Below are 26,177 nucleotides of genomic sequence, written 5' to 3'. Positions count from 1 at the left end.
GGACATTAGCTTTCTTGCTCTTGGATTATACAGGTTTGTTTAGAAGATATTAAAAAACGATTTTATTAAAAAAAGATATAGTTGAAAAAAAGAATGGAGGAAAAACTATGAAGGTTGACAAGCAAACTCGATTATCCTACAACCAAAAAGCTAAAGAAATTGTCGATCAAATGACTCTGGAAGAAAGAGTCTATTTAATGAGTGGAAATATGACGATGGAAGATTTAATAGAAGAAATAACAAAAGGTAAGCATTATAACGAAACCCCTTACGAAGCGGGGGGGAATGAACGCCTGGGGGTTCCTGCAATGAAATTTGTTGATGGACCTAGAGGGTCAGTGGCTGGTACAGGACAAAGTACTTGTTTTCCTGTACCGATGTCAAGGGGTGCTTCATTTGATAAAGATTTAGAAGAGCGCATCGGAAAGGCAATCGGAAAAGAAATCCGTGCTGTCGGTGGAAATCTATTTGGTGGCGTCTGTATCAACCTTCCTAGAAATCCTGGCTGGGGAAGAAGCCAGGAAACTTATGGAGAGGAATCGTTCCATTTAGGAGTCATGGGGTCGGCCTTGACAAAGGGTGTACAAAGTGAAAATGTAATTGCCTGCGTTAAACATTATGCTTTCAACAGTATGGAAAATGCCCGATTTAAGGTAAATGTGAAAGCAGATAAACGTACGGAGAGAGAAGTCTATCTATCCCATTTTAAAGACACAATTGATGCAGGAGCAGCAAGTGTTATGAGTGCCTACAACAAGTACCAAGGACAACATTGCGGGCACAGTGATTATCTATTGAATCAAGTATTGAAAGATGAATGGGATTTTGATGGTTTTGTCATCAGTGATTTTGTATGGGGCGTTCTGGATTCCGTGGAAGCAGCCAATGGCGGAATGGACATTGAAATGCACCTTACCCAGCACTTTGGTGATAAGCTGTTGGAGGCTGTAAAAAACGGGCAAGTCAACGAAAACAAAATCAATGATGCAGCGGTTCGGATTGTCCGTACTTTACTAGCCTTTTCAGAGGCAGATGACAAGAAATACGGTATGGATTTAATAGGAAGCAAAGACCATATTGCTTTAGCGTTGGAAGCAGCAGAAAAATCGATGACATTGATGAAAAATGAAAATAAAACATTACCATTTTCAAAATCCGAGACTAAAAAGATTGCAATCGTTGGTAAACTTGGGAATAAAGAGAATATCGGCGACCATGGATCCAGCAATGTTTATCCTCAATATGTCGTAACTCCTTTAGAAGGAGTGAAGAACATGGTTCCACATTCTGAAGTAATATTCGATGATGGACAAGATTTGGAAAGAGCAAAAGCATTGGCAAGTTCTGTTGACGCGGTTGTCTTTGTTGTTGGATTCAACCATGACGATGAAGGGGAATATATCGTAAACGATCAAGATCAAGATGTGACTGCCATTGGTGGGACTTCTGATTCTTTAGGTGGAGACAGAAAAGTATCGCTTGGCCTTCACGCCGATGAAATTGAATTGATCAAAGTAGTTGGAACTGTCAATGAAAATTCAGCAGCGGTTCTCATTGGCGGGAATATGATTATGATTGAAGAATGGAAAAATGATGTTTCTGCTATTCTTATGGCCTTTTATCCTGGAATGGAGGGGGGAACGGCCATTGCAAAAACATTATTTGGTGAAGTCAATCCTGGTGGAAAATTGCCATTTGTTGTCCCAACAGATGAGAAACACCTGCCACAGATTGATTGGGAAGCGGAAGAAATCACCTATGGATATTATCATGGATATACCAAGTTTGAGAAAGAAGGGATTGAACCATCACTCCCTTATGGATACGGGTTGTCTTATACGACTTTCGATATTTCTAATGCTGCATTTGAGGTTTCGGGGGAAGGTATCCTAGCTAGATGTGACGTAACCAATACAGGTGAGCTAGAAGGTGATGAGGTCGTTCAGATGTATGTCGGATTCAGTCAATCCCAGATTGATCGACCAGTGAAAGTACTACGCGGTTTTGAAAGAATAAATCTGTTGCCTGGTGAAACGAAAACGGTTGAAATTTCTTGTCCTATTGAAAAAATAAAATGGTTTAATCCAGAGACTAATACTTGGGAACTCGAAGATATAGATTATGACGTATACATTGGGGATAGCAGTGCGGATAAAGATTTAATCAGAGGAAATGTAAATTTATTGGCTAAGAGATAATAACTGAGGGGGCTAGAGTATTCCATTTTTAGCCCTCTATAAACTCCTTAAAAACAATTTGAGGATATTACATCTTCTCATTGAATAATAATATAACAAAATATATATATTTTTTATACCAGATGATCTTTGATTCAAAAAATATTAGAAATGACTCTTAAAATGTTTTAGAAGGACGCTGTTACAAACCGCATTTTTATTGTTTTACAGGGGACAATTGGCATACTCTGGGGACAATTTTGAGCTATCTGTTTCTTATAACAACAATTCAATCATATTGAAACTTATTGAAATCCTTGTATAACAATACTTTCGTAATCAAACTGTTATAATCATAAAGTATATCCATCATTAACAGGGTTGGGGGCACTGTTCCAATAAAAAAATCAATCTTGGGTGACAAATGGAAGAAGAGGAGGTTTAAACGAACCTCCTCTATTACTTATTTAAACTATTAATAACATAAGATAACTGATCACACTTTTGGTCACAACTTGGTCACAGATAAGATGTTTTTATATTTTATTAGATAAAATTAAATGATATATAACTTGAGAAAAAGTGCGTTAAACCAGGATTTTAAGACATTATATAAAACTAAATGGAATCAAAAATGATACTCTCCCTCTAAATTCAAAACTGCTTGTGACCTGCGTGCCAGGTCAGGTGGGTTCGATTCCCACGCAGTCCCGCCAAAAACGTTGATTTAACATGGTTTTTAACCTCTAGAATATTTTGTTTGTAAGAATAGGATTGTAAATAGACTTTTGTGCCTCCTTTGCTATGTTGGGATTTCCCTAAGGCGAAGGAGGATTTTTTATGGCTGACCAAAGTAAGATAAAAGGAAAAAGGACCGTTGGTACCAGATTGTTCTCAGAAGAAGAAAAGAACTTGCAGGGGTTACGACCGAGAACATTTCGGGAATACCGGACTACATTTAAGTATTTTTTATCCTTGCTACAACAAAAATATCCTGATATATACTCAGCAAGTGAGATTACAACAGGTGTCATTCGTAATTATTTCTATTATATGAGCAAAGAAAAACGGATTTGGGATGACCATACGAAGGCATCTTGCCAATATAAAACGGATAAAAAGGGACTACATTCTTTTACTGTTAATATAATGCTTGCTGTTTCACGAAACTCCAGTGAACGACGCTTTGTAAGAGCATCTCTATTGATTATCCTATTGAATGCAGCCCAAGAATTTTCTATAATAAATCCTCGCATTACGTAAAAGTTCAATTGAGCTCTAAGTGAACGTGCTCTAGTTTTCTTAGTAGCTTCCGCAAGACCTTTTTACAAATCGATTCCCAAAATTCAGCACAATATGATTTTCATCCTGAGGTGCATTAACATTTAATATGGCTGTGTGAATTACCATTTTCTCCACATCCGCATAATTTTCCGAAATTTCTCCACAATCACCACTGATATTTTTACAAAAAAAATTTCAAAAGTCCATATCCATAAAAAATAGGATTCATCCTTCCAAAAATCGTGTTCATGGTCTCGCCTCCAACTCAAAAATCATGTTTCTTTTTCATTGGTTATCGTTTTAAAAATACGTGACATGTCTCCAAATGTTTTAAGGTAGAAAGACATATTAAAAAAAGTAAAAAAATTAAGATTGTTAAATGACGTTATGTATTGGAGGAATGAGATATATAATTCCTTTTGAAATGGTAATAGAATATTAATTAAGGAAGCGATTTCACTAGGAAGGAGTGACAATATTGAAAGTCCTGCCCGAAGTACTTAATGGACCTTTATTTATAGACAAATCCTGTAAAGCATCCATCTTGAATAAGATATTTAAACAAATTTTGGATAGGGTAAAAAATTTTAATTAAAAAAGCGATTTTGCTAAGAAGGAGTGAAATAATATTGAAAGTCCTGCCCGAAGTACTTAATGGACCTTTAGTTGTGGACAAACCCCGTAAAGCGTCTATCCTAAAAAGGATATTTGAACAAAAATACCTTTTATTAATGGCATTGCCTGCCATTATTTGGGTTATAGTTTTTTGTTATGCTCCCATGTATGGACTCTATATGGCTTTTATTGATTATAAACCTGGAGGTCCTTTTTTCAGTTCATTCTTTACAAGTGAGTTTGTAGGAATCAAATGGTTCTCGTATTTTATTGAAAGCGGTGACTTTGTTAGAATAATGCGGAACACATTGGCTACCAGTTTTTTGACTTTAATAATTTCTTTTCCGGTTCCGATTATTTTGGCAATCGCCATAAACGAGTTGAACAATAAATATTTCAAAAAAACGGTCCAAACAGTTTCTTATTTACCTCATTTTATCTCTTGGGTAATCGTCGCCAACATTTTCTTAACATTATTGTCAGCAGAAGGATTAGTAAACAATCTCTTGGTTAGCTTGCATTTGGTCGATAAGCCAATACTTTTTTTCCAAGAAGGGAAATACTTCTGGGGAATTGTTGCCTCTGCCAATACATGGAAAGACATGGGATTTAATTCTATTATTTATCTCGCGGCAATTTCCGGAATCAGTCCGCAGTTGTACGAAGCTGCAAAAGTGGATGGAGCAAACAGATTTCAACAAATTCTTCATGTTACACTGCCAGCCTTAAGACCAACCATTGTCATTTTATTGATTCTGGCACTTGGTGGTATTTTAAATGCAGGCTTCGATCAACAGTATCTCATGCAAAATAATATGATCCTTGAATATTCCGATGTAATTGACACTTACACCTATCGATATGGCTTGCAAAATGGTATGTACTCATATGGCGCAGCTGTTGGATTGTTTAAATCACTAGTTGCCTTTATTTTAGTTGTATCAGCTAATCGTGTGGCCAAGAAAATCGGAGATAATGGACTATTTTAAGGAAGTGATTGCGTATCATGAGTAAAAAAATATTCAATTCTGAATCTATGTTTCAAGTCATTCTATTTATCTTTTTGACAGTTATCATTTTAGTTACTTTATTGCCTTTTTGGAATATATTTGTCATTTCGATTAATAATGCGCAGGATACGGTTCGAGGCGGTCTCTATTTTTGGCCGCGTGTATTCAGCCTAGAAAGTTATAAATCCATTTTTGCTGATAGAGAAATTTTAACTGCCACAAAGGTGACTGTATTACGGACCGTCATCGGGACGCCCTTATCACTTTTGGTGATTACTATGCTGGCTTATGCTTTAAGCAAAAGAGATCTCGTGTTCAGAAAGCCGATTACCCTTCTCTTTATCTTTACCATGTTCTTTTCAGGGGGGCTTATCCCTTATTATATGGTTCTTAAGTCCGTCCATTTGATTGACTCTTTTTGGGTATATATCATCCCTGGTCTGATGAGCGTGTTTAATATGATCTTGATCAGAACGTTCATTGAACAATTACCAAAGGAATTGGAAGAAGCCGCAAAGGTAGAGGGAGCAAATGATGTCCAGATTTTCTTTAAAATAATCATTCCTTTGTCAAAACCCATCCTTGCGACAATCGGACTGTTTATTGCTATCGGTCATTGGAACTCATGGTTTGATTCCTATGTATTTACCTATAAACCGGAATTGAAAACGCTTCAAGCGGTTTTAGTAAAAATACTAAATCAGTACCAAACGGGTGGGATGATGTCGGACCATCAGCAGCTAGCTGATTCAGCTAAACGTATGGCTGTTTCTCCGGATAGTCTGCGAATGGCGGCAACAATGGTCGTTACGATACCAATCATGATTGTTTATCCATTTCTGCAAAAGTATTTTGCCAAGGGCATGATGGTTGGTTCTATAAAAGAATAAAAAATCATTTTAAAATAGGAGAGATCTACTTATGGAACGAACGTGGTTAAGAAATCCATTTGCATTGATGATGATGCTGGTTTTGGTGACTTTTACACTTTTAGCTGGCTGTTCTTCAAATGAAGAAAGCTCAAAAGAATCATCAGATAAAGGAAAAACAGATGATAATTCCCCAATTACTTTGACTTTATTTGATAAAAATACGGGCGATGCATTTGACAATGAAGTAGCGAAGGAAATAACGAAACATACAGGAGTTAAAATTGAGATTCAACAGCCAACCGGCAACCCGGATGAAAAATTAAATTTAATGCTTGCAAGCGGAGATTTACCTGATATTGTTTTAATGCCTCGCGGAAGTGAACTAGTAACTAAATACATTTCAGCTGGTGCACTTATTCCACTTAACGATTTGATTGACAAATACGGTACAAATGTAAAACAGATGTACGGAGATACATTAAAGAAAACTAGATATGATGATGGAAAAAACTATTATTTATCTAATTGGTATGGTCTTGATAATGAACCTGTTTTTGGAATGCTCATGCGAATGGATTTGTTGAAAGAACTTGGAGTGGGTGAAAAAGCAAATAATGGACAGCCATTCACTTCAGAGGAATTTTATAAGTTATTAAAAACATTCAAGGAAAAATACCCAACAATAAATGGTCATGAATCCATTCCTTTAACCCTTAACGCTGAGAATATGGGATCTGCCATTGCAACTTTTAAAGGCATGTGGGGAATGAAATCATTTTATGAAAAAAATGGAAAACTCCGATATAGTGAAAAAGACCCTAGTTATTTAGAAATGATGCTATACATGAATAAACTCTATCGTGAGGGATTAATCGATAAGGAATGGGCGGTAAATAAAACACAATTATGGAATCAAAAGCTTTCTAATGGTTATACATTTGCTACAGCTTCTGCATATTGGGATACTGGAGATGCCAATACTATTTTGAAAAAGGCTGACGGAGCCGAAAATGTTGACAAACAATTTTATGCTTATAAGGTGACGGCACCAGGAGTTAACCCTTCAAAGACAACATTTGGCCCTCGCAGCTCTTTGGGATGGGATGCAATCGGGATTACCTCTAAAAACAAGTATCCTGAGAAAACTATGAAGTTGATTGATTTTCTTTCAAGCGAAGAAGGCCAGTATTTGCTAATGTGGGGAATTGAAGGCAAGCATTGGGACATGGTAGATGGAAAACACAAACCAAAAGAAGGATTTTTAGAGCAATATAAAAATGATGAAAACTTCAGAAAAACCACGGGAGTTCGAAAATGGACATGGTTTATCAAAAATGGAGCCGGCAGTGATGGAACTCCGTATGATTTGACAAATAAATACGAAAAGGATTCAGTTGCAACCATTGCCTATAAGAATTTGGATGACACTACTTGGGATACTGCCATTTACGATAATTTAGGACCTGCTGCTGGCACTCCGGAATCTCTTATTTCCCAAAAGGTAACCGATATTATCAACAGCACGGTACCAAAATTAATTAATTCACCATCAGAAGCTGAAGCAAAAGCCCGATACAAAGTCATGCTGAAAGACTTAGACAAAGTAGGGCTTGAAAAGGTGGAAAAAGTGATTAATGACAATTATCAAAAGAGAAAAGAATTATGGAAATAAATTGAGGGCCATTTTTATGGCCCTTTTTTCTAAATGATGATCCGTTCAGTATACTTGAAAGGGGGACGTTAAATCAGCATCCTAATAATTGTTCCAGACATCAAATCTTTTTTAGAAATGATTCAGTTAAGTTGAAAAGGGTTGGTACCACCGGTTGAGGGAAGTATAGGCAAGAAGGTGATTCAGTGATTTGAAGAGCTGTCAAACGGACAGACTTTTGTCAGGCATAATCAGATGGAAATTGTTTGCGGATTTTAAGTGAACAATGAATGCTATAATGAAGGAAATCCATCTTTATAACAGGGAGGGAACATCTTAGAATGTATAAGCTAATGCTAGTTGATGACGAAAAATTAGAGCTGGAAATGCTTCGCGACTTTGTCAATTGGAAACAATACAATATTGAGGTTGTGGGAACAGCAAAGAATGGGAATGAAGCATTAGCCCTATCAGAAAAATGTACACCTGACCTTGTAATAACAGATGTCAAGATGCCAATTATGGATGGGCTGGAATTTTCAAAGCAATTAAAAAGAAGAAATGAAAAGGTTGAAATTATCTTTTTAAGCGGATATGATGAGTTTTCTTTTGTTAAAGCTGCCATAAAATTAGAGGTGGCAGATTACTTATTAAAGCCTTTAGACTTTGAGGAATTACCACCGGTACTGATGAAGGTAATAGAGAGAGTAGAAAAAAGAAAAAATGAAGAAAAATCGAAAATGGCATTCATAGAGAAGCACCTGAAAGATTTGTTGTTAAATCCATCCTCAACAAAAAATGAAGAGCTTATAAATGATCTGGGGTTTCCTATCGGCGGCCAATATAGTCTGGCTATTATTAGCGTTGACAATTTCTTCTTAATGGATAACGGTTTGGAAATGGATAAAGCTTTTTATCAATACCTTTATGAATACGTATCCACAAGAACGCAATCCGCCATGATAGTGCAAACAAAAGAAGGAGAATATAGCATTATTTTGAACCATGAAAGGGATAAAGATGTAGACATAAATCAACTATTCCGGACTTTAATTAATGAGTTTTTTCAGCAATTTCAGGTTTCTATTTCAATTGCTTTATCAAATGGTTCAACTGCTTTGCCAATCTTGGGAAGTATGTATGAGAAAACAAAAAAAACGTTAGAACTAAGATTTTATAACGGACCCGGAAGTCTCCTTCAACAGGATAAAATAAACAAAAGAAACCAGGATATTCAAATCCCGCCGGTTCATCAAGAAATCGTCCATTCAATCTTGAATGGAGATTGGAAGAAAACAGAGGAATTGATTGACTCACTATTTAAATATTTCATTGATAATGAGATCCATCGAGATCTTATTTGTCATGAATTATATAAATTTATATTATATTTATTAAACAATGCATTCACCGAATCGAATACACACCAATTTGAACAAACATTAAATAATTCAATTAAAAATATTTATTTATTTGATACGGTCGAAGAATTAAAACATTTTATTTCTCGAACGATTGAATCAATTTTTCAATACCTAAGAGAAAAAGAGAGCGATAATCATCAGCAAGTTGTCAACCAAATCATATTGTTTATTAAAGAAAATCTGGACAAACCCTTACTTGTAGAAGACATTGCAAGTAAAGTATTTTTATCTCCCAATTACATCCGCAGCATTTTTAAAGAAAAAACAGGGGAAACGATATTATCCTTTATTACAAAGGCCAAATTAGAAAAAGCAACAGAATTGCTCCATCAAAGATCTTTAAAAATAAAAGATGTATGCAGTTCTGTGGGGTTTGAAAGTGTTTCCTATTTTTGCTCGCTTTACAAAAAGTATAAGGGTATGACACCAAATGAATACAGAAAAAAGATTTTTTAAAGGCAACGATTTTTCTATCCAAAATTGGTGGAAAAAAAAGTTTAATAATCTAAAACTAAGAAATAAATTATTTATTGTATATGGATTAATTGTCTGTATTCCGATTTCATTTTTGGTCGTGTATTCTTCGTATACCGCCAAAGATGAATTAACCATACAAAACTATGACAATACGATGAATACGATTAATCAAATCAATAAAAATATAGAAAATAAACTGGGTGACTTTTATCAGGTTTCTGACCAACTTTATATGGATTTGACCTTAAAAGAATATTTAACATTGAATTACGAAGATGATTACTCTCTAAATTATATAGATGCCTATAACTACATCAACCCGAGGTTTAAAGACCTTCTTTCAATGAATAGTGGAATTAGCTCCATTACAATTTACACAAATAACCATTCTTTAATGTCTGATCATATATATATTAAACACATTGATGAAAAGGTAAAAAAACAGTCATGGTATAAGGATGTTAGTACCGCTGGGGGCAAAGTTGTATTTAGTAATGTGAAAGAGAATGAACAAGGAATTCCAACCTTTACTCTGTCCCGCTTTCTTGACCATAATAGTGTATTTCCATACGGTATTCTAAATCTTGAAATTCAAGAGAAAGAACTTTACTCCTTAATTGATAAAGAAGATATAAATAGGGAAATTTTTATTGTTAATCAAAATGGTTATGTTCTAAGTAATCGAAATAAACACTTGATTTCTAAGCGTGTAGACCAGATCTTCCCTTTTGACCAAAGTAAATTAAAAAATAGCGGTCATTTTAATTGTAAGTATAAAGGGAGAGACATGTTAGTTGTTTATAAAACCATGTCAAACGGTTGGAAAACCATTTCCCTTACTCCCTATGAGAGTTTTCTTGATCGAATTAAAGCTGCTTATGCAAAGATATTTATAGTAACAGCTTTTAGTGTTCTGATTGCGATTTTCTTAATTTATTTTACGTCTTCCCTGTTGACCAAACGAATTGAAACATTGGTTATGAATATGAAAAGGGTTGAGGAAGGGGATTTTGAAGTCGCAATGCCAAAATTCGGGGAGGATGAAATCGGGGAATTGTCATCAGCCTTTTACAAAATGACAAGTAAGATAAAAACACTTATTGAGGAAGTATATCATACAGAAATACTGAAAAAAGAAGCTGAAATGAATCTGCAGCAATCACAAATCAATCCACATTTTTTGTATAACACACTGGGCTCTATTTCAGCGCTTGCAGTCAAGGAAAAAGCACATAAAGTATACCAAATGGTCAACCTGCTTTCTAAATTTTACCGAATCTCTCTAAATAAGGGGAGGAAAATTATTAGTATACGAGAGGAAATCGAGCTCTCAAAAAATTATTTAGCCATTCAACAGATTCGGTTTGATGGTTTATTGCATACTCATTTTAATGTTGATGAATCTTTATATCATTATGATACGATAAAATTAGTTTTACAGCCTTTTATTGAAAATTGTATAAATCATGCCATTTGGGATGATGAAAATGGAATTAATCTTATTATCAAAGTGTATCAAAAGCAAAATCTGGCGGTATTTGAAATAATCGATGATGGACTTGGAATGGACCCAGAAACATTGGAGAAGATCCAATGCATTACCGCTGAATCAACCAGTTATGGAATTAAGAATGTAATCACTAGATTGAAAACGTATTATGGAAACGAATCAGAGTTTACCATCTTTAGCAGAAAAGGGATCGGGACTCAAGTAAAGGTAAGTATTCCTATAATAAAGAAATCGAATTAACGAAAAAAGAGAGTCAGCTCTCTCTTTTTTTATTTAAACAAATGTGTTGGTTTACGATACCTTTCTTAAAAAAGTGATATAGTTACTTGATTACTTTCCATTTATAATAAATATGAAAGAGCTTTCAATATGTGTTTCAATCCCGTAAACGTGAACTTAATTAATATAGTTGGAGGTTACTATGTCTATCAAATATGACGATAATACACAAACATTTCATTTAACTGCAAAAAACACAAGCTATATTTTTCAAGTGGCTAAAGGTGGATACTTAGCGCACTTATATTGGGGAAAAAGAATCAACGAGTATAATCATTCCAATGAATTACGATATGCCGATAGGGCATTTTCAGGAAATCCAGTGGCGGAAGACCGTTCATTTTCACTTGATACATTGCCGCAGGAATATCCTTCCTTTGGTCATACGGATTACCGAAATCCTGCTTTTCAGGTTCAATTAGAAAATGGATCAACTATAACAGATTTACGCTATGTAACTCACACCATAACAAAAGGGAAAAAGAGCCTTGATGGCTTACCATCCACTTATGTGGAAACAGAAGCAGAAGCAGAAACAGTAGAGATTGTCCTTGAAGATCGCTTAATTGATTTAAAAGTAATCTTAACGTATGCGGCCTTTGAAGATTTCGATGCCATTACTAGGTCTGTTTGTTTTGTGAATAATGGTACGGAGAACCTGAAACTCTTAAAGGTTGCTAGCACGAATGTGGATTTTCAAGACTCAGATTTTGACATGATTAGCCTTCCAGGTGCTTGGGGAAGGGAGAGGTATGTTGCTAGGACGGAATTAAGACCAGGTATTCAGTCAGTGGAAAGTCGGCGTGGTGCAAGCAGCCACCAGCATAATCCGTTTATGGCATTAGTAAGGAAAGAAACAAATGAAGACTATGGGGAAGTTTTTGCTTTTAGTTTTGTATATAGTGGAAATTTCTTAAGCACTGTGGAAGTAGATCAATTTGGTTATTCCCGTGCAACGGTGGGAATCAACCCCTTTGACTTCTCCTGGTTACTTGAACCGAATGAGAAATTCCAAGCACCGGAGGTTGTGATGGTTTATTCCTCCAATGGCTTAAGTGAAATGTCCCATACGTTCCATCAACTATATAGAAAACGCTTATGTCGAGGAGAATTCCGAGATAAAATTCGCCCTATTTTAATCAATAACTGGGAAGCCACATATTTTGATTTTAATGAAAAGAAAATTCAAGAAATTGCGAAGTGCGGAAAAGGCCTTGGCATGGAGCTATTCGTGTTGGATGATGGCTGGTTTGGTAAGCGTGATAATGACAACAACTCTTTAGGGGACTGGTTTGTAGATAAAAATAAATTACCAAATGGGTTAAAAAGCCTAGCCCAAAGTATATGTAATACGAATATGGAATTTGGTTTATGGTTTGAACCAGAAATGATTTCCGTAAATAGTGACTTATATCGTGAACATCCGGACTGGTGTATTCATGTTCCTAATCGTCGACGCTCCGAAAGCAGACAGCAATTGGTTTTAGATTTTTCAAGAAAAGATGTTTGTGATGAAATTATCTTAAGAATTTCAAATATTTTAGAGAGTGCGCCCATTACGTATGTAAAATGGGATATGAACCGCCATATGACAGAGGTTGGATCTGCTAGTTTACCTCCTGAACGCCAAAGGGAAACCGCACACCGATATATGCTTGGTTTATACCGTGTAATGGAGGAAATTACAACAAAGTTCCCCCACATATTGTTTGAGAGCTGTTCAGGCGGCGGTGGACGCTTTGATCCGGGAATGCTTTACTACATGCCTCAAACATGGACTAGTGATAATACGGATGCCATTTCCCGTTTGAAAATACAATACGGAACGAGCCTTGTCTATCCTATTAGCTCTATGGGGGCTCACGTATCTGCAGTTCCTAACCATCAAGTGCACCGAATAACATCGTTGGAAGTAAGAGGCCATGTTGCCATGTCAGGAAACTTTGGTTATGAGCTGGATGTAACAAAATTATCAAAAGAGGATCAAGAGATCATTACAGATCAAGTAGCCTTTTATAAAGAAATAAGATCAGTTATCCAATTTGGAGACTTTTACCGTCTATTAAATCCATTTATGGGAAATCATACAGCATGGATGCATGTTTCTCCAGATAAAGAAGAAGCTGTTTTCGCCTATGTAAATGTGTTATCAGAACCGAATGATTCATTCAGAAAGGTTCGATTAAAGGGATTAGATCCAGAGACAAAATATAAAGTAGTGGAATTAAATAGAAGCTTTTATGGCGATGAATTAATGAACGTTGGAATTAATATTCCCCATATGAATGGAGATTTTACAAGCATTATGTGGAGATTGAGTGCTGAATAAAAAGTTAAATGGGATGGATTAGTAAAACTTACAGATCCATCCTTTTTATAGTAAACGATAATATTAGTCTGGTGAAAAAAAACTCAAATTAGATGTCCAAAAGAGTTAACAAGTAGAGTATTTATACCTTAACAGTAGTGTGCAAATGATAAATATAATGATGGTTGAAATGCAGTTCAACTGCTTTTTCAAAGTTAAGGAGGAAAATAAATGTTACGGAGAAAGATTGTGGTACAACTTAACAGTGGCCTTCAGGCTCAAGTTGCTACCGAATTTGTAAGGAAAGCATCTTTATATACTAGTGACATCAACATTCTTAAAGAAGGGAAATTGGCGGTTGGTAAAAGTATTATGGGTGTGATGTGCTTAGCAATTAGAAAAGGTGAAGAAGTCATACTAATTGCTGACGGTTTTGATGAACAAAAGGCAATGGGGGAACTGGGAGAATTCCTATCTTGTAACTAAAAATTGAAGTTTTTTGTTCAAACTCTACTTAAATAATTGGATTAGCTAGAAAGAACATTGCATTTTAAAAATTCTAATATTTTGGGTGAAGATACCAGCTGGATGAAGTTAAACGATATTATTGACGAGTTGGTTAATATTATTGAAAAACAAAAAAATTCATATTAAACTGCTCAATACAAAAAAATCAAGGTAGCAGGTAAGTATGAACTGTGACCCATAAAGTGGACAGTTTTCCGGAGTGGAAAGATATTGATGTAAATCTAGAGGATTATTAGATCAAGTTTTCTTAATAAAAAAACTTCAGAGAAAAATTAAGGGGGAATCGATACGATTCCCCCTTTAAAGCTAAAAAGTAAGTTGCCTTATTTTCATTACCGACTTAGTTTTTTGCACTTCTTTTTCCTAATACTAGGGTCAATATAAATGCAATAATCATCGAGATTACCATCCCAATTACATAATAAGGAATAGATGCTACCTTAATCGAAATAATTCCTGGAAGTCCTGCTGCTCCCATAGAAATGGCTCTTACCTTAAAGAAGGTAACAAATGCAGAGGCTATACCAGATCCGATGATTGCTCCAATAAAGGGATATTTAAGTTTCAAATTCACACCGAACATTGCCGGCTCAGTTATCCCTAAAAGGGCAGAAATTCCTGATGCAGATGCAACACTTTTCATTTTTTTATCTTTCGTCATGAAAAAAACGGCAAGAGTGGCTGCTCCCTGGGCTACGTTGGACATGGCTGCAATTGAAAATAAGAATGAACCACCTGTTTTGGCGATATTTGCTAACAACTGGGTTTCAACTGCAATAAAGCTTTGGTGCATACCAGTTATAACGATTGGGGCATAAAAGAATCCAAAAATCCCCCCACCAACAAAGCCTGTTGTATTATATATCCAGACGATTCCATCCGTAAAATAATTACCTGCCGAGCGAGTTAACGGACCTACAATTGTGAATGTTAGCGCTGCAGTTATCAAGATTGATAACAACGGTGTAAATAGGTTATCCAGTGCAGAAGGAATGACCTTTCGTAAGTTAATTTCAATTTTCGCTAAAAGAAAAGAGGAAGCAAGAACCGGCAAAACAGTTCCCTGATATCCAACTTTTTCAATTGTAAGACCGAGAATATGCCATGCAGGAACCTTATGGGCTACTAATGCCGCACCATACCCATACGCATTTAATAAATCCGGATGAACCATAATCATACCAAGTGCTGCCCCTAAAAAAGCATTCCCGCCAAATCTTTTTGTAGCGGAAAAACCAATTAACACCGGGAGGAAGACAAATGCAGCGTTTGCAAATGTATTTATCATTGCTGCTAAGTCGGCAATACCAGGGTTGGCATCAATTAGTGATTTCCCGTGGATAAATAAATCTTTTGCGGTTAATACATTATTAAGTCCCATTAATAAACCACCTGCTACGATGGCTGGGATGATGGGAACAAAAATATCCGAAAGTAATTTAATTAATTGAAGAAACGGATTCTGTTTTTTCGCCCCTGCATTTTTTACTTGACTGGTAGACATTTCGCTAATCCCGGTAAGATTAACAAATTGTTTAAAGACTTCGTTTACTGTACCGGCACCAATGATAATTTGAAACTGTCCTCCAGTTGAAAAGGTACCTTTTACAACCTCGAGGCTATCTAAAGAAGCTTGATTGATTTTCCCCTCATCATGCAATACTAAACGCAGCCTTGTCGCACAATGAGCAGCAGCTGAAACATTTTCTTTTCCTCCAATTGCGGTTAAAATTGCTTGTGCGCTTTCTTTGTAATTCATATCCTTTCTCCTTTGTTTTTAAGTTTTTATTTGGAACCAATTTCAATCCATGGTAAAAATATCAGTAAAAACACTTGTTCCATTAAGAGTTACCGGGAACCGGTTCCATTTTAAAACATAATGGGAACCGATTCTGAACCAGTAGATAAAAGATGATGCTGATTTCCTTTTATTTTCTTTTTATTAATTGCATTTCCATATTTTTGATAAATCATGATGAATTGGTCTAATTTCCGACTACAACGAATAGTTTCATGGCTGTTTAAGCCAGTTTCTTTAGCAATCTTAATCAAATCTTTTTTGAGTAGATCGATCTGTTCTACTAACACTTCAATCGGTAAAATCATCATGCGTTCCCCAATTCTTGTAACTGTTTAATTCGTAAATGAGTTACTCGCAGCATAATATGCAAAAAAGGTAACATGTTCTTTACAATGTACTATGTTTAGATCTTCTTTAGTCTCCAGAATAGGCTTATAAAATCTCCTTTAATTCTTGGTATCGTAATCCCTATGTTCATAAGCTCATCCCCACCGTACACTTCACCGGTTTCCATATGTTTGTACAAACTATCTCGATCCAATCCTTTTAATTTGAGAACTCGAATAGATGCTGCAGGTTGAGATAATACTCTGAAATAACCAACTATTGTTTCCGAATAATTTTCAGAGACAAAAGACCAGGCAGTTTCATTTCCTTCACATGGACTAAGGATACGATAGAAAGTGCCAAATTGAATCAACGGTCGAATCTCCTTGTAAAAAGCAACCTGTTGCATAATCATTCCCTTTTCTTCTGATGATAATTTTGTTAAATCTAATTCATAACCGAGGTTGCCAGACATGGCTACATGGCCACGCATATCAAGTGGTGTTACTCGGCCAACTTGATTGTTTGGAACAGCTGAAACATGTGAGCCTATAGAGCTGATTGGGTATACCAGACTAGTACCATACTGGATATTCAACCGGCATACGGCATCTGTATTATCACTGGCCCATGTTTGGGGCATAAAGTACAGCATACCTGGATCAAAACGTCCTCCTCCACTAGAACAACTTTCAAATAATATGTTTGGAAACTTTGAAGTCAGCTCGTCCATAACCCGGTACAGTCCCAAAATATAACGATGAGCAGTTTCTCGCTGTCTCTCCGGTGGTAGAGTTGCCGATCCAACCTCTGTCATATGACGATTCATGTCCCATTTAACGTAACTAATTAAAGAACTTGATAATATTTTAGATAACGCCTCAATAATATAATCACAGACCTCTTTACGAGATAAATCGAGAACCAACTGATTTCTGCCTACTGTACGAGGCCGATTTGGCACGTGCAAACACCAATCTGGATGTTTCCGATACAAATCGCTATCTTCTGAGACCATCTCTGGTTCAAACCATAGACCAAATTCCATATCCATATCACGAATACGCCTAGCTAAATTTTCTAGACCATTGGGAAGTTTTCTTTTATCTACTACCCAATCTCCTAGCGAACTTTTGTCATCATCTCTATGACCAAACCAACCGTCGTCTAATACAAATAGTTCCATTCCAAGTTTTTTTCCTTCTTTTGCAATCTGCTCGATTTTTTCTTCGTTGAAGTCAAAGAAGGTGGCTTCCCAGTTATTAATTAGAATAGGACGTATACGATCTCGGAATCTTCCTCGACATAAACGCGTACGATAAAGCTCGTGAAAGGTTCGTGACATTTCTCCTAATCCATTTGAAGAATAAACCATAACCACTTCCGGTGTTTGAAAACTCTCTTTTGGTTCAAGCAACCAGGAAAAATCAAATGGATTGATTCCCATAGAGACACGAGTATTACGATATTGATCTAACTCTACTTGGGTTAAAAAGTTTCCACTGTATACGAAATTAAATGCATATACTTCCCCATGATCTTCATTAGTGCCTTTACGAACTAATGCCAAAAAAGGATCCTGTTGTGGACTACTTGCACCACGACGGCTTTCCATAATCTGAACGCCTGGAGTTATGGGACGTCTAGATAAATTTCTTTCGTTTATATGAGCTCCATATAAGGATAATAATTCGAACTCATCGTCTCTAAAATCTACACTGGCACTTAATGCTCTCATGATTTTGAGATTTTCATTTCCAAGATTATTTAATCTCACTGAGCGAGTGATTACATTAAAATCTCTAAAGACGGTATAAATTAACGTAACTTTTAATCCAATCAATTCATCAATCATGTCAATTTCTACTGTTTCAGCTTCTAGTTCCTCTTCAATATAAGTAGATGGCAGCCCCTTTAATTTTGGTTTCCCTTCATAGATTAGATGTGATTCATAACGTAGATCTGTCACTGTAGAGCCATTTTCTAATTGAACCTGGTATGCGGGTGTTCTAAAATCCCCATTTCCATAGGCAGGATACTCATGTGGTATGGTATCTAATGAAAATGTTCGGTCTAACGGGTCTGGATTTGGTGAAAATCCCCTATCAATGAATACAATAGGATTACTTTTGCGATAATTTTTAATTCTTTCTCCCCAATATAAATGGACTAAATATCCATCTCGGATTACTTGCATAACATAACTTGTATTTTTTCCTTTTAAATGAAAAATTTTATGCTCTGAATCAAACTGAATAGTCATATAGCTCTCCTAGTTTATTTATTGTATTGCTTGTCTAAAATATTTTAAGTAATTTGTTGCTTATATAATTCAGGATAAAACTATTTGTTTTGTGGGACAAGGGTAAAAAAGATATACATAAGGTAAATTATTGCTCTTTCGTTCGCATCGCAAATTTCAGTTTGATTTTAATAGTTAATAGTTATGCTTCTGTCTACAGGGAATTGGTAGGAATACCATAGTTAAATTTAATACAAATGGGGTGGAAGAGGATGTACTTATATCGTGCAGTCAATTTAGAAGGGGATAACATTGATTATTATCTAAGTAATCAAGTGATTAACAAATAGCCAAGCGCTTTAGCAAGGAAGCCTTGGCTATTTCTCATATTTTTTCAACCTCATAGAATACATGATCTTAATTATTAGCTAAACTACTTTTTAAATAAAATCCGATTCATATCATAATGATTATTATTCCTGCGAAATTCCATTGGAGAAATCCCTATATGCTTTTTGAAAACTTTCCCAAAATAATTGGCGCATGTAAATCCCACCTTTTTCGCCACCATCTCCAAATTCATTTCAGTTGAAGAAACTAATAGTTGAGTGGCCTTTTCTAAACGGACCTGAGTCAGGTAACGGTTAGGGGTCATTCCTAATTTTTTCTCAAATTCACGAGTGAGATGGAATTTAGAAATCCCTACTGCATTTGCCATATCGTCCAACCCAATTAAGTCTTGATACGTTTCATTAATAAACTTTTTACAAAGCTCAATTTTAGAAGGCAAAGGCCTTGTCTTTTGTTCATGATAGAAGTGACTAGTTAACTCCATTACCAATTGATAAGCGTATTTAGAACACTGATACACATCCTTAATTTCATCTTTTAAAGCCAATTCATAGACGTTCCAAGCCAATTGGATATAGGTTGAATCTTCTTTTATTGAAATAACAGGACCTGACAAACTAAGGAGTTGATGCCAAAAAGGTATAGCCTCTTTTGAAAATTCGATATACAGTACTTCCCACTCTTTAGAATAGTCTGGCAGCCGATAGCAATGATTACTAGGAATTTCAACGATAAAAGCATCACCTGGCTTCTGACTATAAACGTTACCTTCAATCTCAATTTCACCTTGACCACTTACAGTATATTGAAATAAGCAAAATTCATTAGGGCGGCGTCTTCCATCCCAAATATATGTGGGAGATGAATAAGAGCGATAGCCGATTCCTTTTAACATTAAAAGAGGCATGGGCATAATAAATTGAAAACCTATTGAAGCTTGAGATAAATCACCCAGCAAGATCTTATCCTCCATTCAATTTTTTTACTCTTGTATCAAACTAATTATCATTTTATCTTAATTATATAAGGAGTTTGCCTTTTTAGAAAGCGACTTCAATGGAAGGAAATAACCGCAAGAATGCGTTGAAATAAATTTAATGCTTTTTTAGCATTATTTCTTTCTATATAAATATGTAAATGAATGGGCGGCATGATGTAATAATTCCCAGTTTCAAATAGGTTCCCTTTCCCTTTGTCAAATATGAATAAAGAGGATGAGGTTTGTAAAAACCTTAGTTACTTGTACCATCCTAGCAGAATTTAATAGTTTCCTTATTGATAATCGGGGGGACAATTGGGGACACTTTTTGGGACAAATTTGAGCTAACTGTTTCCAATAACAAAAATTTAAACATAATAAGAATTATTAAAATCCTTGTTAAAACAATACTTTCTTAATTAAACTGTTATAATCATAAAGTATATCAATCATTGACAGGGTTGGGTCACTGATTCAATAATGGTCATCCTCCGTTTGGGTGACCAATGGAAAAAGAGGAGGTTTACATAAACCTCCTCACTTCCTTATTTAAACATATTAATAAAACAAGAAAACTGGTCACACCTTTGGTCACAACTTGGTCACGGAATAGATGTTTTTATATTTAATTAGAAAAAATTAAATGTTATATGGCTTATCAAAAAGTGCATTAAATCAAGACTCTATGGTATTATTTAAAACTAAATAGAGTCAAAGAAGATACATACCCTCTAACTTCAAAACTGCTTGAGACCTGCGTGCCAGGTCTGGTGGGTTCGATTCCCACGCAGTCCCGCCAAACCTTAATTTATAAGGGTAAGTGTCCATTGTGATCCCTATGGTCGAATGTCCAAGCCTTTCAGAAACAACCTTAGGATGTATCCCTTGTTTTAGCAATAAAGTAGCGTGTATGCCTTAAATCATAAAATTGTATATATGTTCTTCTATATTAATGAACGTAAGAAATAAGGTCTTAAAGGTGCTCGTCGTGCGCCTCAGTTCTCAAAACGTTAATATGGGCGTTTCAAATACTCTCAGTCATTTTGGCTGGGGGTCTTTTTTTTATGCTTAAAATGAGTAATTGGTCGTACAACAGTACAATTAAACTTTTGATAAAAAACGATTTAATCATTAAGGGGATTAGTCATCGTTTATGAGGTAAGGTGTATTCATCGAAAACTAATCATTCGCATTTTAAAAAGAGGGAAGGAAGAGTTATTCATATTTTGCATAATCAATTGTTCCTTAGGTAATTATACCAATGTTCTTATAAAAATTAGAATGTCTTAAGGAGGTTTAAAGACTCTAAGTGGAATAATTCATCATCAAGAATTCAAACTATTATTTCATAATGTCAGGAGGGTACTTCCGTGAAGCGATTTTTAAAGTCATTAGGTTTAGTTTTGCTAGCGAGTACGGTTATAGTTGGCTGCCAGTCAAATAATAACAAGAATAATGCAAAAAACAAAGAGGAAACCAAGGAATCCAAACAGGCAAAACAGGAAGATGAGATAGGATTCCCAAATTGGGGTTATGATTTTCAACATACCCGACATGTGCCCTATAAAGAGATTACAAAAGATAATGTAAAAAAAATGGGGATTGCATGGCAGCAGGATATATTAGATTGGAATAAGGATGTTCCTAATTTACAAGAAGATTTCCCTGTCGTCCACGACGGGGTCATGTATGTGACTAGTGCGAAAAATCATGTGTTTGCGATCGATGGCGCTAGTGGAAAGAAACTTTGGGCATGGACACCGCCTAAGGACGTACTTGATCATATTAATAGTTTGCCATGGCAGTCCAATGTGGCAAGCAGGGGTGTCGCAGTTGCCAATGGGAATGTATTTGTCTTGATGATAGATAACCGGCTGGCCAAACTCGATGCGAAGAATGGAAAACTGATAAAAATGGTCAACTTTTGGGATCATGAACCTTCTATCAAGTTAGAAAACAGATATTATGAATCTTCAGCTCCGATGTATTATGATGGCAACGTTTACGTTGGAAGCAGCGGTGGTGATAATGGTACAAGAGGTTTTGTTTGGGCGTTTAAAGCAGATACCCTTGAACCGCTATGGAAAGAGCCGTTTTGGACCGTTCCTGAAAGAGGAACGGGCTGGGCGAAAGGTAAATATACGGGCGGAGGTTCTGTATGGACACCGATGTCGTTTGATCCAGATACTGATATGATGTATTTTGCTGTCGGGAATCCAGCTCCGGACTTTTATGATGCAGATAGAAAAGGAAAAAATCCATATACCGATTCGATCACTGCTTTAGATAGTAAAACAGGGAAGCTTAAGTGGTCATCTACTCAAGTTGATCATGATATATGGGATTATGACGCTGCCGCAACACCGATGATTCTCAATGCAAAGGTGGACGGGAAAAAGCAAAAGGTTGTGGTTGAAGGCGGTAAGAATGGAAAGTGGTATGCGTGGGACGCAAAAACGGGGAAGACCATTTATGATGGGGTACCTTTTGTAAAAATTCAACATTCGGACGTACCAAGCGATGAGAGTAAGGCTGTACTTCAATGGCCAGGAACGCCAGGTGGAGAAAGCTATGCTCCACAGACTTATGATCCGGAAACCAATTATGTGCTTATTCCAGGTATTAATAGTCCTAATTTAATGGTAGCAGCTAAAGATGCAGAAGAGATTGCAAAAGATAATAATACCTTCCCAGGAACAAAGATACTTCCTTTGCCAAAGGATGTTGATGTTTCTGGTACCATTACAGCAATTGATATGAATACAGGGAAAAAAGTATATCAAAATAAAACGGACGATCCGATGTATGGCGGATTCACAAGTACTGCTGCCGGTCTTGCTTTTTACGGGGAATTGGATGGAAAAGTAAATGCTCTTGATATTAAAACAGGTAAAGTATTATGGAATATGCAAAGTGGAGGTAAACAAATCAAAATGGCACCTTCCATATATACAGTTGACGGGCACGAATATGTTGCAGTCATTACTGGTGGTACGAAGGTTGTTGTTTATGGTCTCGGAGGTAAGTTAAAACCTGGAGCTGTAAATAAAAATGCAAAATTACAAGGGGAAGCAGACGTTGTTATCGACCCGGAAAAGGTTTACAAAAGAAGTTGTATTTCCTGTCACGGGGATAATCTTCAAGGCGCAACGGCTCCAAATCTGCAGCACATAGGTAAATCTATGTCTAAAGAGGACATATTGAATAAAATCCTAAATGGTGGCGACCGCATGCCAGCAGGCATGGCTAAAGGTGCAGAGGCTGAGAAATTAGCGGATTGGCTATCCAAAAAGAAATGATTTTTACCCTAGAAGCAATCTGAGTCTGATTCTTTTAAAGGACTCAGATTGTTTCTCAAGAGGATGAATATAGCTTGGTGAAACATCAGACATTCATGAAAAATAAGGATGGTGGTAAAATGAGGAAATTACTGAATTATACCGTGCGATTTATTGGTCCTGCCTTATGTATTTCTTTAGTCTTTGGATTTGCCTGCCCAACTTTGACTAATGCTCAATCAAGTAAAGGCTTAGGTTCATCCGAGGATAACGGAATCAGGTTAACCATCAATGACTATTCGATCATAAACCACGGCCAAGACATTCAGCTGCATTATACGATAACCTCAAATTCAAATATTCAAGTTAGTTCGAATACTAAAAGTTTGATTGTAAACCCGTATATTTGGATTGGGAATACGTTAGTCCGTGAGGAATCAGAATCGTTTAAGAAGATAAGTAATAATGAGTATAGAGGAACGATAATAGCACAGATGCATCATTACCGAACCGATAATTCTGCGCTGTCATTTCATACACATGGAATATTGAATCAAACGGGGCAATGGACAGTTAATTTTATGTTAAAGAGTAGTCAGTACTGAGTAGATGTTGAAAAGCTAAAGGTATCCCGGATCATTCTTAAATCGTGCGTTGGGATAATCTTTTGAAGTAATAATGACCGCTTTCAATTGAAGAATTTGTGAATAAATGGATGCTTTTAACCTGAGCTATGATAAGCTCAGGTTATTTTCAATTCAGTCACAGACAAAGGCAAGAAGTGACAGATGCAACAAGCTTGTCCCTTTTTGCAATATATTGCAAAATCCAATACCACATTAGGACATCTTCAGGTCAAAATTCTGGTTATTTTGAGATATTTATCTACATATGATTATTTTGAAAGGGAAAATCAGACACTCCCACGCAGGGGAGAATCTTCATTGTGAGTTTCATGAAAGGGGGTATCTAAACATGTGGGTGAAGCCTGAGTATAAAGTGATCAATACATCTCCTGAGGTGACAATGTATGCCTATATCGGCTAGCGGTACAGCCATCTTGCCTCTTGCGCATGCTTTTAATAGTTTAATAAATCAACGGAGGTAGGGCATATGAAAATAAATCGTTCCCTAAAAACAATGATTGGCGTGATTATTGGGTGTGCAACAGCAGGAGGATGGCTGGCCGTCGATCTCCTGCTCCCAGAACCAGTGGGTGACTATCTCTTGTATCCCCTTATGGCTGTAGTGAATATGGCGATTGGGTGGCAGGTTGCAAGGGCATTAGGTAAACCCAGGGATATTGGCAAAGAAGGTGTTCAAGTCTCCAGTGAAAGGACTGAAGCCAAATTCGAATTAGAGTCTTAGGAGCAGCGGCCGGTGGCGGCTTTCCGCAGTGGAACTGTGCATGTCCAAATTGCCAAAGTGTCCGCGAAGGAAACGATTCGCACCAGCCGTTATTACAATCATCGCTTGCTGTAAGTGCGAATGAAAAGGATTGGTATCTCATCAATGCGGGACCGGATGTTCACAAACAGATTGAATCGTTTACTGCCCTGCATCCGGGTCCAGGTATAAGAGAGACTCCGCTGGCTGGTGTTATTTTAACCGATGCCGAGTTCGACCATACGATTGGGTTATTGTCATTACGAGAGGGTTCTTGTTTAACCATCTATGGAACCGAGACTGTACGAAAGGGTTTGCAGTCGTTTTTCCCAGTATTACCCATACTGAAAAACTATTGTTCATGGGAATGGCAGTTTCTTCACCCTGATAATCGCAAGCGGATAGGACCTCCGGGTATAGGAAAAGAAGGAACTATCCTCATCGAGACGGTCCCCGTTTCTAAAAAACCGCCGCTTTATACCCAGTCAAACAAGGAGGAGAATGTCCCGGAAGATTTTTGGGAGGTCGGGCTAGTTCTTCATAATGAGCGTACAGGCAAATGCCTTGCTTACTTTCCTACTTTAGAAAGGATCACCCCAGCTATAGAAGCTTGCTTTCAGAAGGCGGATATCTTAATGGTTGACGGAACCTTTTGGTCAGAAACTGAATTGGTTGAGATGGGTGCAACCAAGCGCGATGCAAGAAGTATGGGACATTTACCAATTAGCGGTCCATCGGGCCTTGCTGAAAAGCTAGCCATATACTCAGCCAAGAGGAAAATTCTGATTCACATTAACAACAGCAACCCGATTCTAAAGAAGGACTCAATGGAAAGGCATACATTGGAACGGCTTGGTATTGAGATTGCCTATGACGGTATGGAAGTGGAGGTGTGAACATTTTGGATCAAGGTGATTTCCCAAGCCTAGAAAAGGTGTTAAATGAAACAGAGGAAGAACTATGGACGAGGGATGAATTCACAGAGCAATTAAAAGCTGTTGGGAGTTCCTTTTATCATGACAAACATCCATTTCATGTAGCGATGCATGAAGGAAAATTAAGCAGAGAACAGTTCCGCGGTTGGGTGGCTAACCGATACTATTATCAAATATCTGTTCCGATTAAAGATGCAGCTATTCTTTCTAGGCTGCCATCAAGGGATATGCGCCGTGAATGGATTGGGCGAATCATTGACCATGACGGAACGCAAGGGGAAGAAGGTGGAATTGAAGCATGGCTTCGGCTTGGTGAAGCTGTGGGGTTATCCCGGGAAGAAGTAGCGCAGGAAGTCAGAGTCGTTCCGGGTGTTCGATTTGCCGTGGATGCTTATGTAAACTTCGCGAGGACAAAACCATGGATAGAAGCTGTAGCTTCCTCCCTAACCGAATTGTTTTCTCCTGATTTAATGTCAAAAAGAATGAAGGTCATTGAGCGGCTTTATCCATGGATTGACCGGGCAGGACTGGAATATTTTCAGAATCGCCTTTCACAGGCGCCGCGTGATGCCGATACAGCCCTTAAACTTGTGTTAACCTATTGCCAAACTCCAAAAGATCAAAGGCGGGCTGTTGCTGCGCTGCGTTTCAAGTGTGATGTCTTGTGGGCACAGCTGGATGCCATCGAAAACGCATATCTCCTGTAAGAGTGAATGATGATTTATCACTCCCGAAGAATAGAA

The 26,177-nt window shown here is 36.8% G+C and carries 18 protein-coding genes and 1 pseudogene; 14 read left to right on the top strand and 5 right to left on the bottom strand.

Going from position 1 to position 26,177, the window contains the following annotated elements:
• The first annotated feature begins 107 nt into the window (after positions 1 to 107).
• From GXK58_RS03090 to GXK58_RS03050, 9 genes are all read left to right on the top strand, one after another.
• Positions 108 to 2,198 carry a beta-glucosidase gene (locus tag GXK58_RS03090; RefSeq protein ID WP_160719687.1) on the top strand — a complete coding sequence of 697 codons (2,091 nt, stop codon included), beginning with the start codon at positions 108 to 110 and terminating at the stop codon, positions 2,196 to 2,198.
• Between the two features lie 819 nt (positions 2,199 to 3,017).
• Entirely contained in the window at positions 3,018 to 3,440 is a 423-nt protein-coding gene (locus tag GXK58_RS03085; protein ID WP_160719686.1) for a hypothetical protein, read from the top strand.
• A 650-nt stretch (positions 3,441 to 4,090) separates the two neighbouring features.
• Complete coding sequence (locus GXK58_RS03080; RefSeq protein WP_442862443.1) at positions 4,091 to 5,065, top strand: ABC transporter permease; 975 nt, start codon at positions 4,091 to 4,093, stop codon at positions 5,063 to 5,065.
• A gap of 17 nt (positions 5,066 to 5,082) precedes the next feature.
• Positions 5,083 to 5,976, top strand: a complete 894-nt coding sequence (locus tag GXK58_RS03075) for a carbohydrate ABC transporter permease (RefSeq protein ID WP_202171277.1) — start codon at positions 5,083 to 5,085, stop codon at positions 5,974 to 5,976.
• Positions 5,977 to 6,007: 31 nt separating this feature from the next.
• Complete coding sequence (locus GXK58_RS03070; protein WP_160719685.1) at positions 6,008 to 7,630, top strand: extracellular solute-binding protein; 1,623 nt, start codon at positions 6,008 to 6,010, stop codon at positions 7,628 to 7,630.
• A 320-nt stretch (positions 7,631 to 7,950) separates the two neighbouring features.
• Positions 7,951 to 9,489, top strand: coding sequence for a response regulator transcription factor (locus GXK58_RS03065; protein ID WP_160719683.1), 1,539 nt, complete (start codon positions 7,951 to 7,953; stop codon positions 9,487 to 9,489).
• Positions 9,464 to 11,260 (top strand): cache domain-containing sensor histidine kinase, encoded by a 1,797-nt coding sequence (locus GXK58_RS03060; RefSeq protein WP_160719682.1) that lies wholly within the window; start codon positions 9,464 to 9,466, stop codon positions 11,258 to 11,260. Before GXK58_RS03065 ends, GXK58_RS03060 begins: the two co-directional genes overlap by 26 nt.
• Before the next feature lie 181 nt (positions 11,261 to 11,441).
• Complete coding sequence (locus tag GXK58_RS03055) at positions 11,442 to 13,628, top strand: alpha-galactosidase (protein WP_160719680.1); 2,187 nt, start codon at positions 11,442 to 11,444, stop codon at positions 13,626 to 13,628.
• 210 nt (positions 13,629 to 13,838) lie between these two features.
• Positions 13,839 to 14,093, top strand: coding sequence for an HPr family phosphocarrier protein (locus GXK58_RS03050; protein ID WP_160719678.1), 255 nt, complete (start codon positions 13,839 to 13,841; stop codon positions 14,091 to 14,093).
• 382 nt (positions 14,094 to 14,475) lie between these two features.
• Here the strand turns inward: GXK58_RS03050 and GXK58_RS03045 are convergent, their stop codons facing one another.
• The 5 genes and pseudogenes from GXK58_RS03045 to GXK58_RS27635 form a co-directional block, all read right to left on the bottom strand.
• On the bottom strand, positions 14,476 to 15,894 hold the full coding sequence (locus GXK58_RS03045; protein WP_160719677.1) for a sucrose-specific PTS transporter subunit IIBC: 1,419 nt from the start codon (positions 15,892 to 15,894) through the stop codon (positions 14,476 to 14,478).
• Between the two features lie 110 nt (positions 15,895 to 16,004).
• Positions 16,005 to 16,241 carry an aspartyl-phosphate phosphatase Spo0E family protein gene (locus GXK58_RS03040; RefSeq protein ID WP_160719803.1) on the bottom strand — a complete coding sequence of 79 codons (237 nt, stop codon included), beginning with the start codon at positions 16,239 to 16,241 and terminating at the stop codon, positions 16,005 to 16,007.
• Positions 16,242 to 16,339: 98 nt separating this feature from the next.
• A complete protein-coding gene (locus tag GXK58_RS03035; RefSeq protein ID WP_160719676.1) occupies positions 16,340 to 18,526 on the bottom strand; it encodes an alpha-galactosidase in 2,187 nt (728 codons plus the stop codon).
• 412 nt (positions 18,527 to 18,938) lie between these two features.
• Positions 18,939 to 19,814 carry an AraC family transcriptional regulator gene (locus GXK58_RS03030; protein ID WP_160719674.1) on the bottom strand — a complete coding sequence of 292 codons (876 nt, stop codon included), beginning with the start codon at positions 19,812 to 19,814 and terminating at the stop codon, positions 18,939 to 18,941.
• Between the two features lie 732 nt (positions 19,815 to 20,546).
• Positions 20,547 to 20,769 (bottom strand): annotated as a pseudogene (locus GXK58_RS27635) (tyrosine-type recombinase/integrase); the annotation flags it as partial.
• Between the two features lie 436 nt (positions 20,770 to 21,205).
• Between GXK58_RS27635 and GXK58_RS03025 the strand changes: the two are divergent.
• The 5 genes from GXK58_RS03025 (at position 21,206) to pqqC (ending at position 26,141) form a co-directional block, all read left to right on the top strand.
• Positions 21,206 to 23,134 (top strand): outer membrane protein assembly factor BamB family protein, encoded by a 1,929-nt coding sequence (locus tag GXK58_RS03025; protein ID WP_160719673.1) that lies wholly within the window; start codon positions 21,206 to 21,208, stop codon positions 23,132 to 23,134.
• A gap of 119 nt (positions 23,135 to 23,253) precedes the next feature.
• Positions 23,254 to 23,718: a hypothetical protein gene (locus GXK58_RS03020; protein WP_160719672.1), complete on the top strand. Its 465-nt coding sequence runs from the start codon at positions 23,254 to 23,256 to the stop codon at positions 23,716 to 23,718.
• Between the two features lie 508 nt (positions 23,719 to 24,226).
• Positions 24,227 to 24,481, top strand: coding sequence for a hypothetical protein (locus tag GXK58_RS03015; RefSeq protein ID WP_202171276.1), 255 nt, complete (start codon positions 24,227 to 24,229; stop codon positions 24,479 to 24,481).
• Positions 24,463 to 25,395 (top strand): pyrroloquinoline quinone biosynthesis protein PqqB, encoded by a 933-nt coding sequence (gene pqqB, locus GXK58_RS03010; RefSeq protein WP_160719801.1) that lies wholly within the window; start codon positions 24,463 to 24,465, stop codon positions 25,393 to 25,395. Before GXK58_RS03015 ends, pqqB begins: the two co-directional genes overlap by 19 nt.
• A 5-nt stretch (positions 25,396 to 25,400) precedes the next feature.
• Complete coding sequence (gene pqqC, locus GXK58_RS03005; RefSeq protein ID WP_202171275.1) at positions 25,401 to 26,141, top strand: pyrroloquinoline-quinone synthase PqqC; 741 nt, start codon at positions 25,401 to 25,403, stop codon at positions 26,139 to 26,141.
• Positions 26,142 to 26,177: the final 36 nt, after the last annotated feature.

It is taken from the genome of Bacillus sp. USDA818B3_A (genome assembly GCF_009928415.1).
Classification (GTDB): Bacteria; Bacillota; Bacilli; order Bacillales; family Cytobacillaceae; genus Neobacillus.
Note: the sequence above shows the minus strand (reverse complement) of the source record. Positions and strands in the feature narration are given on the sequence as shown.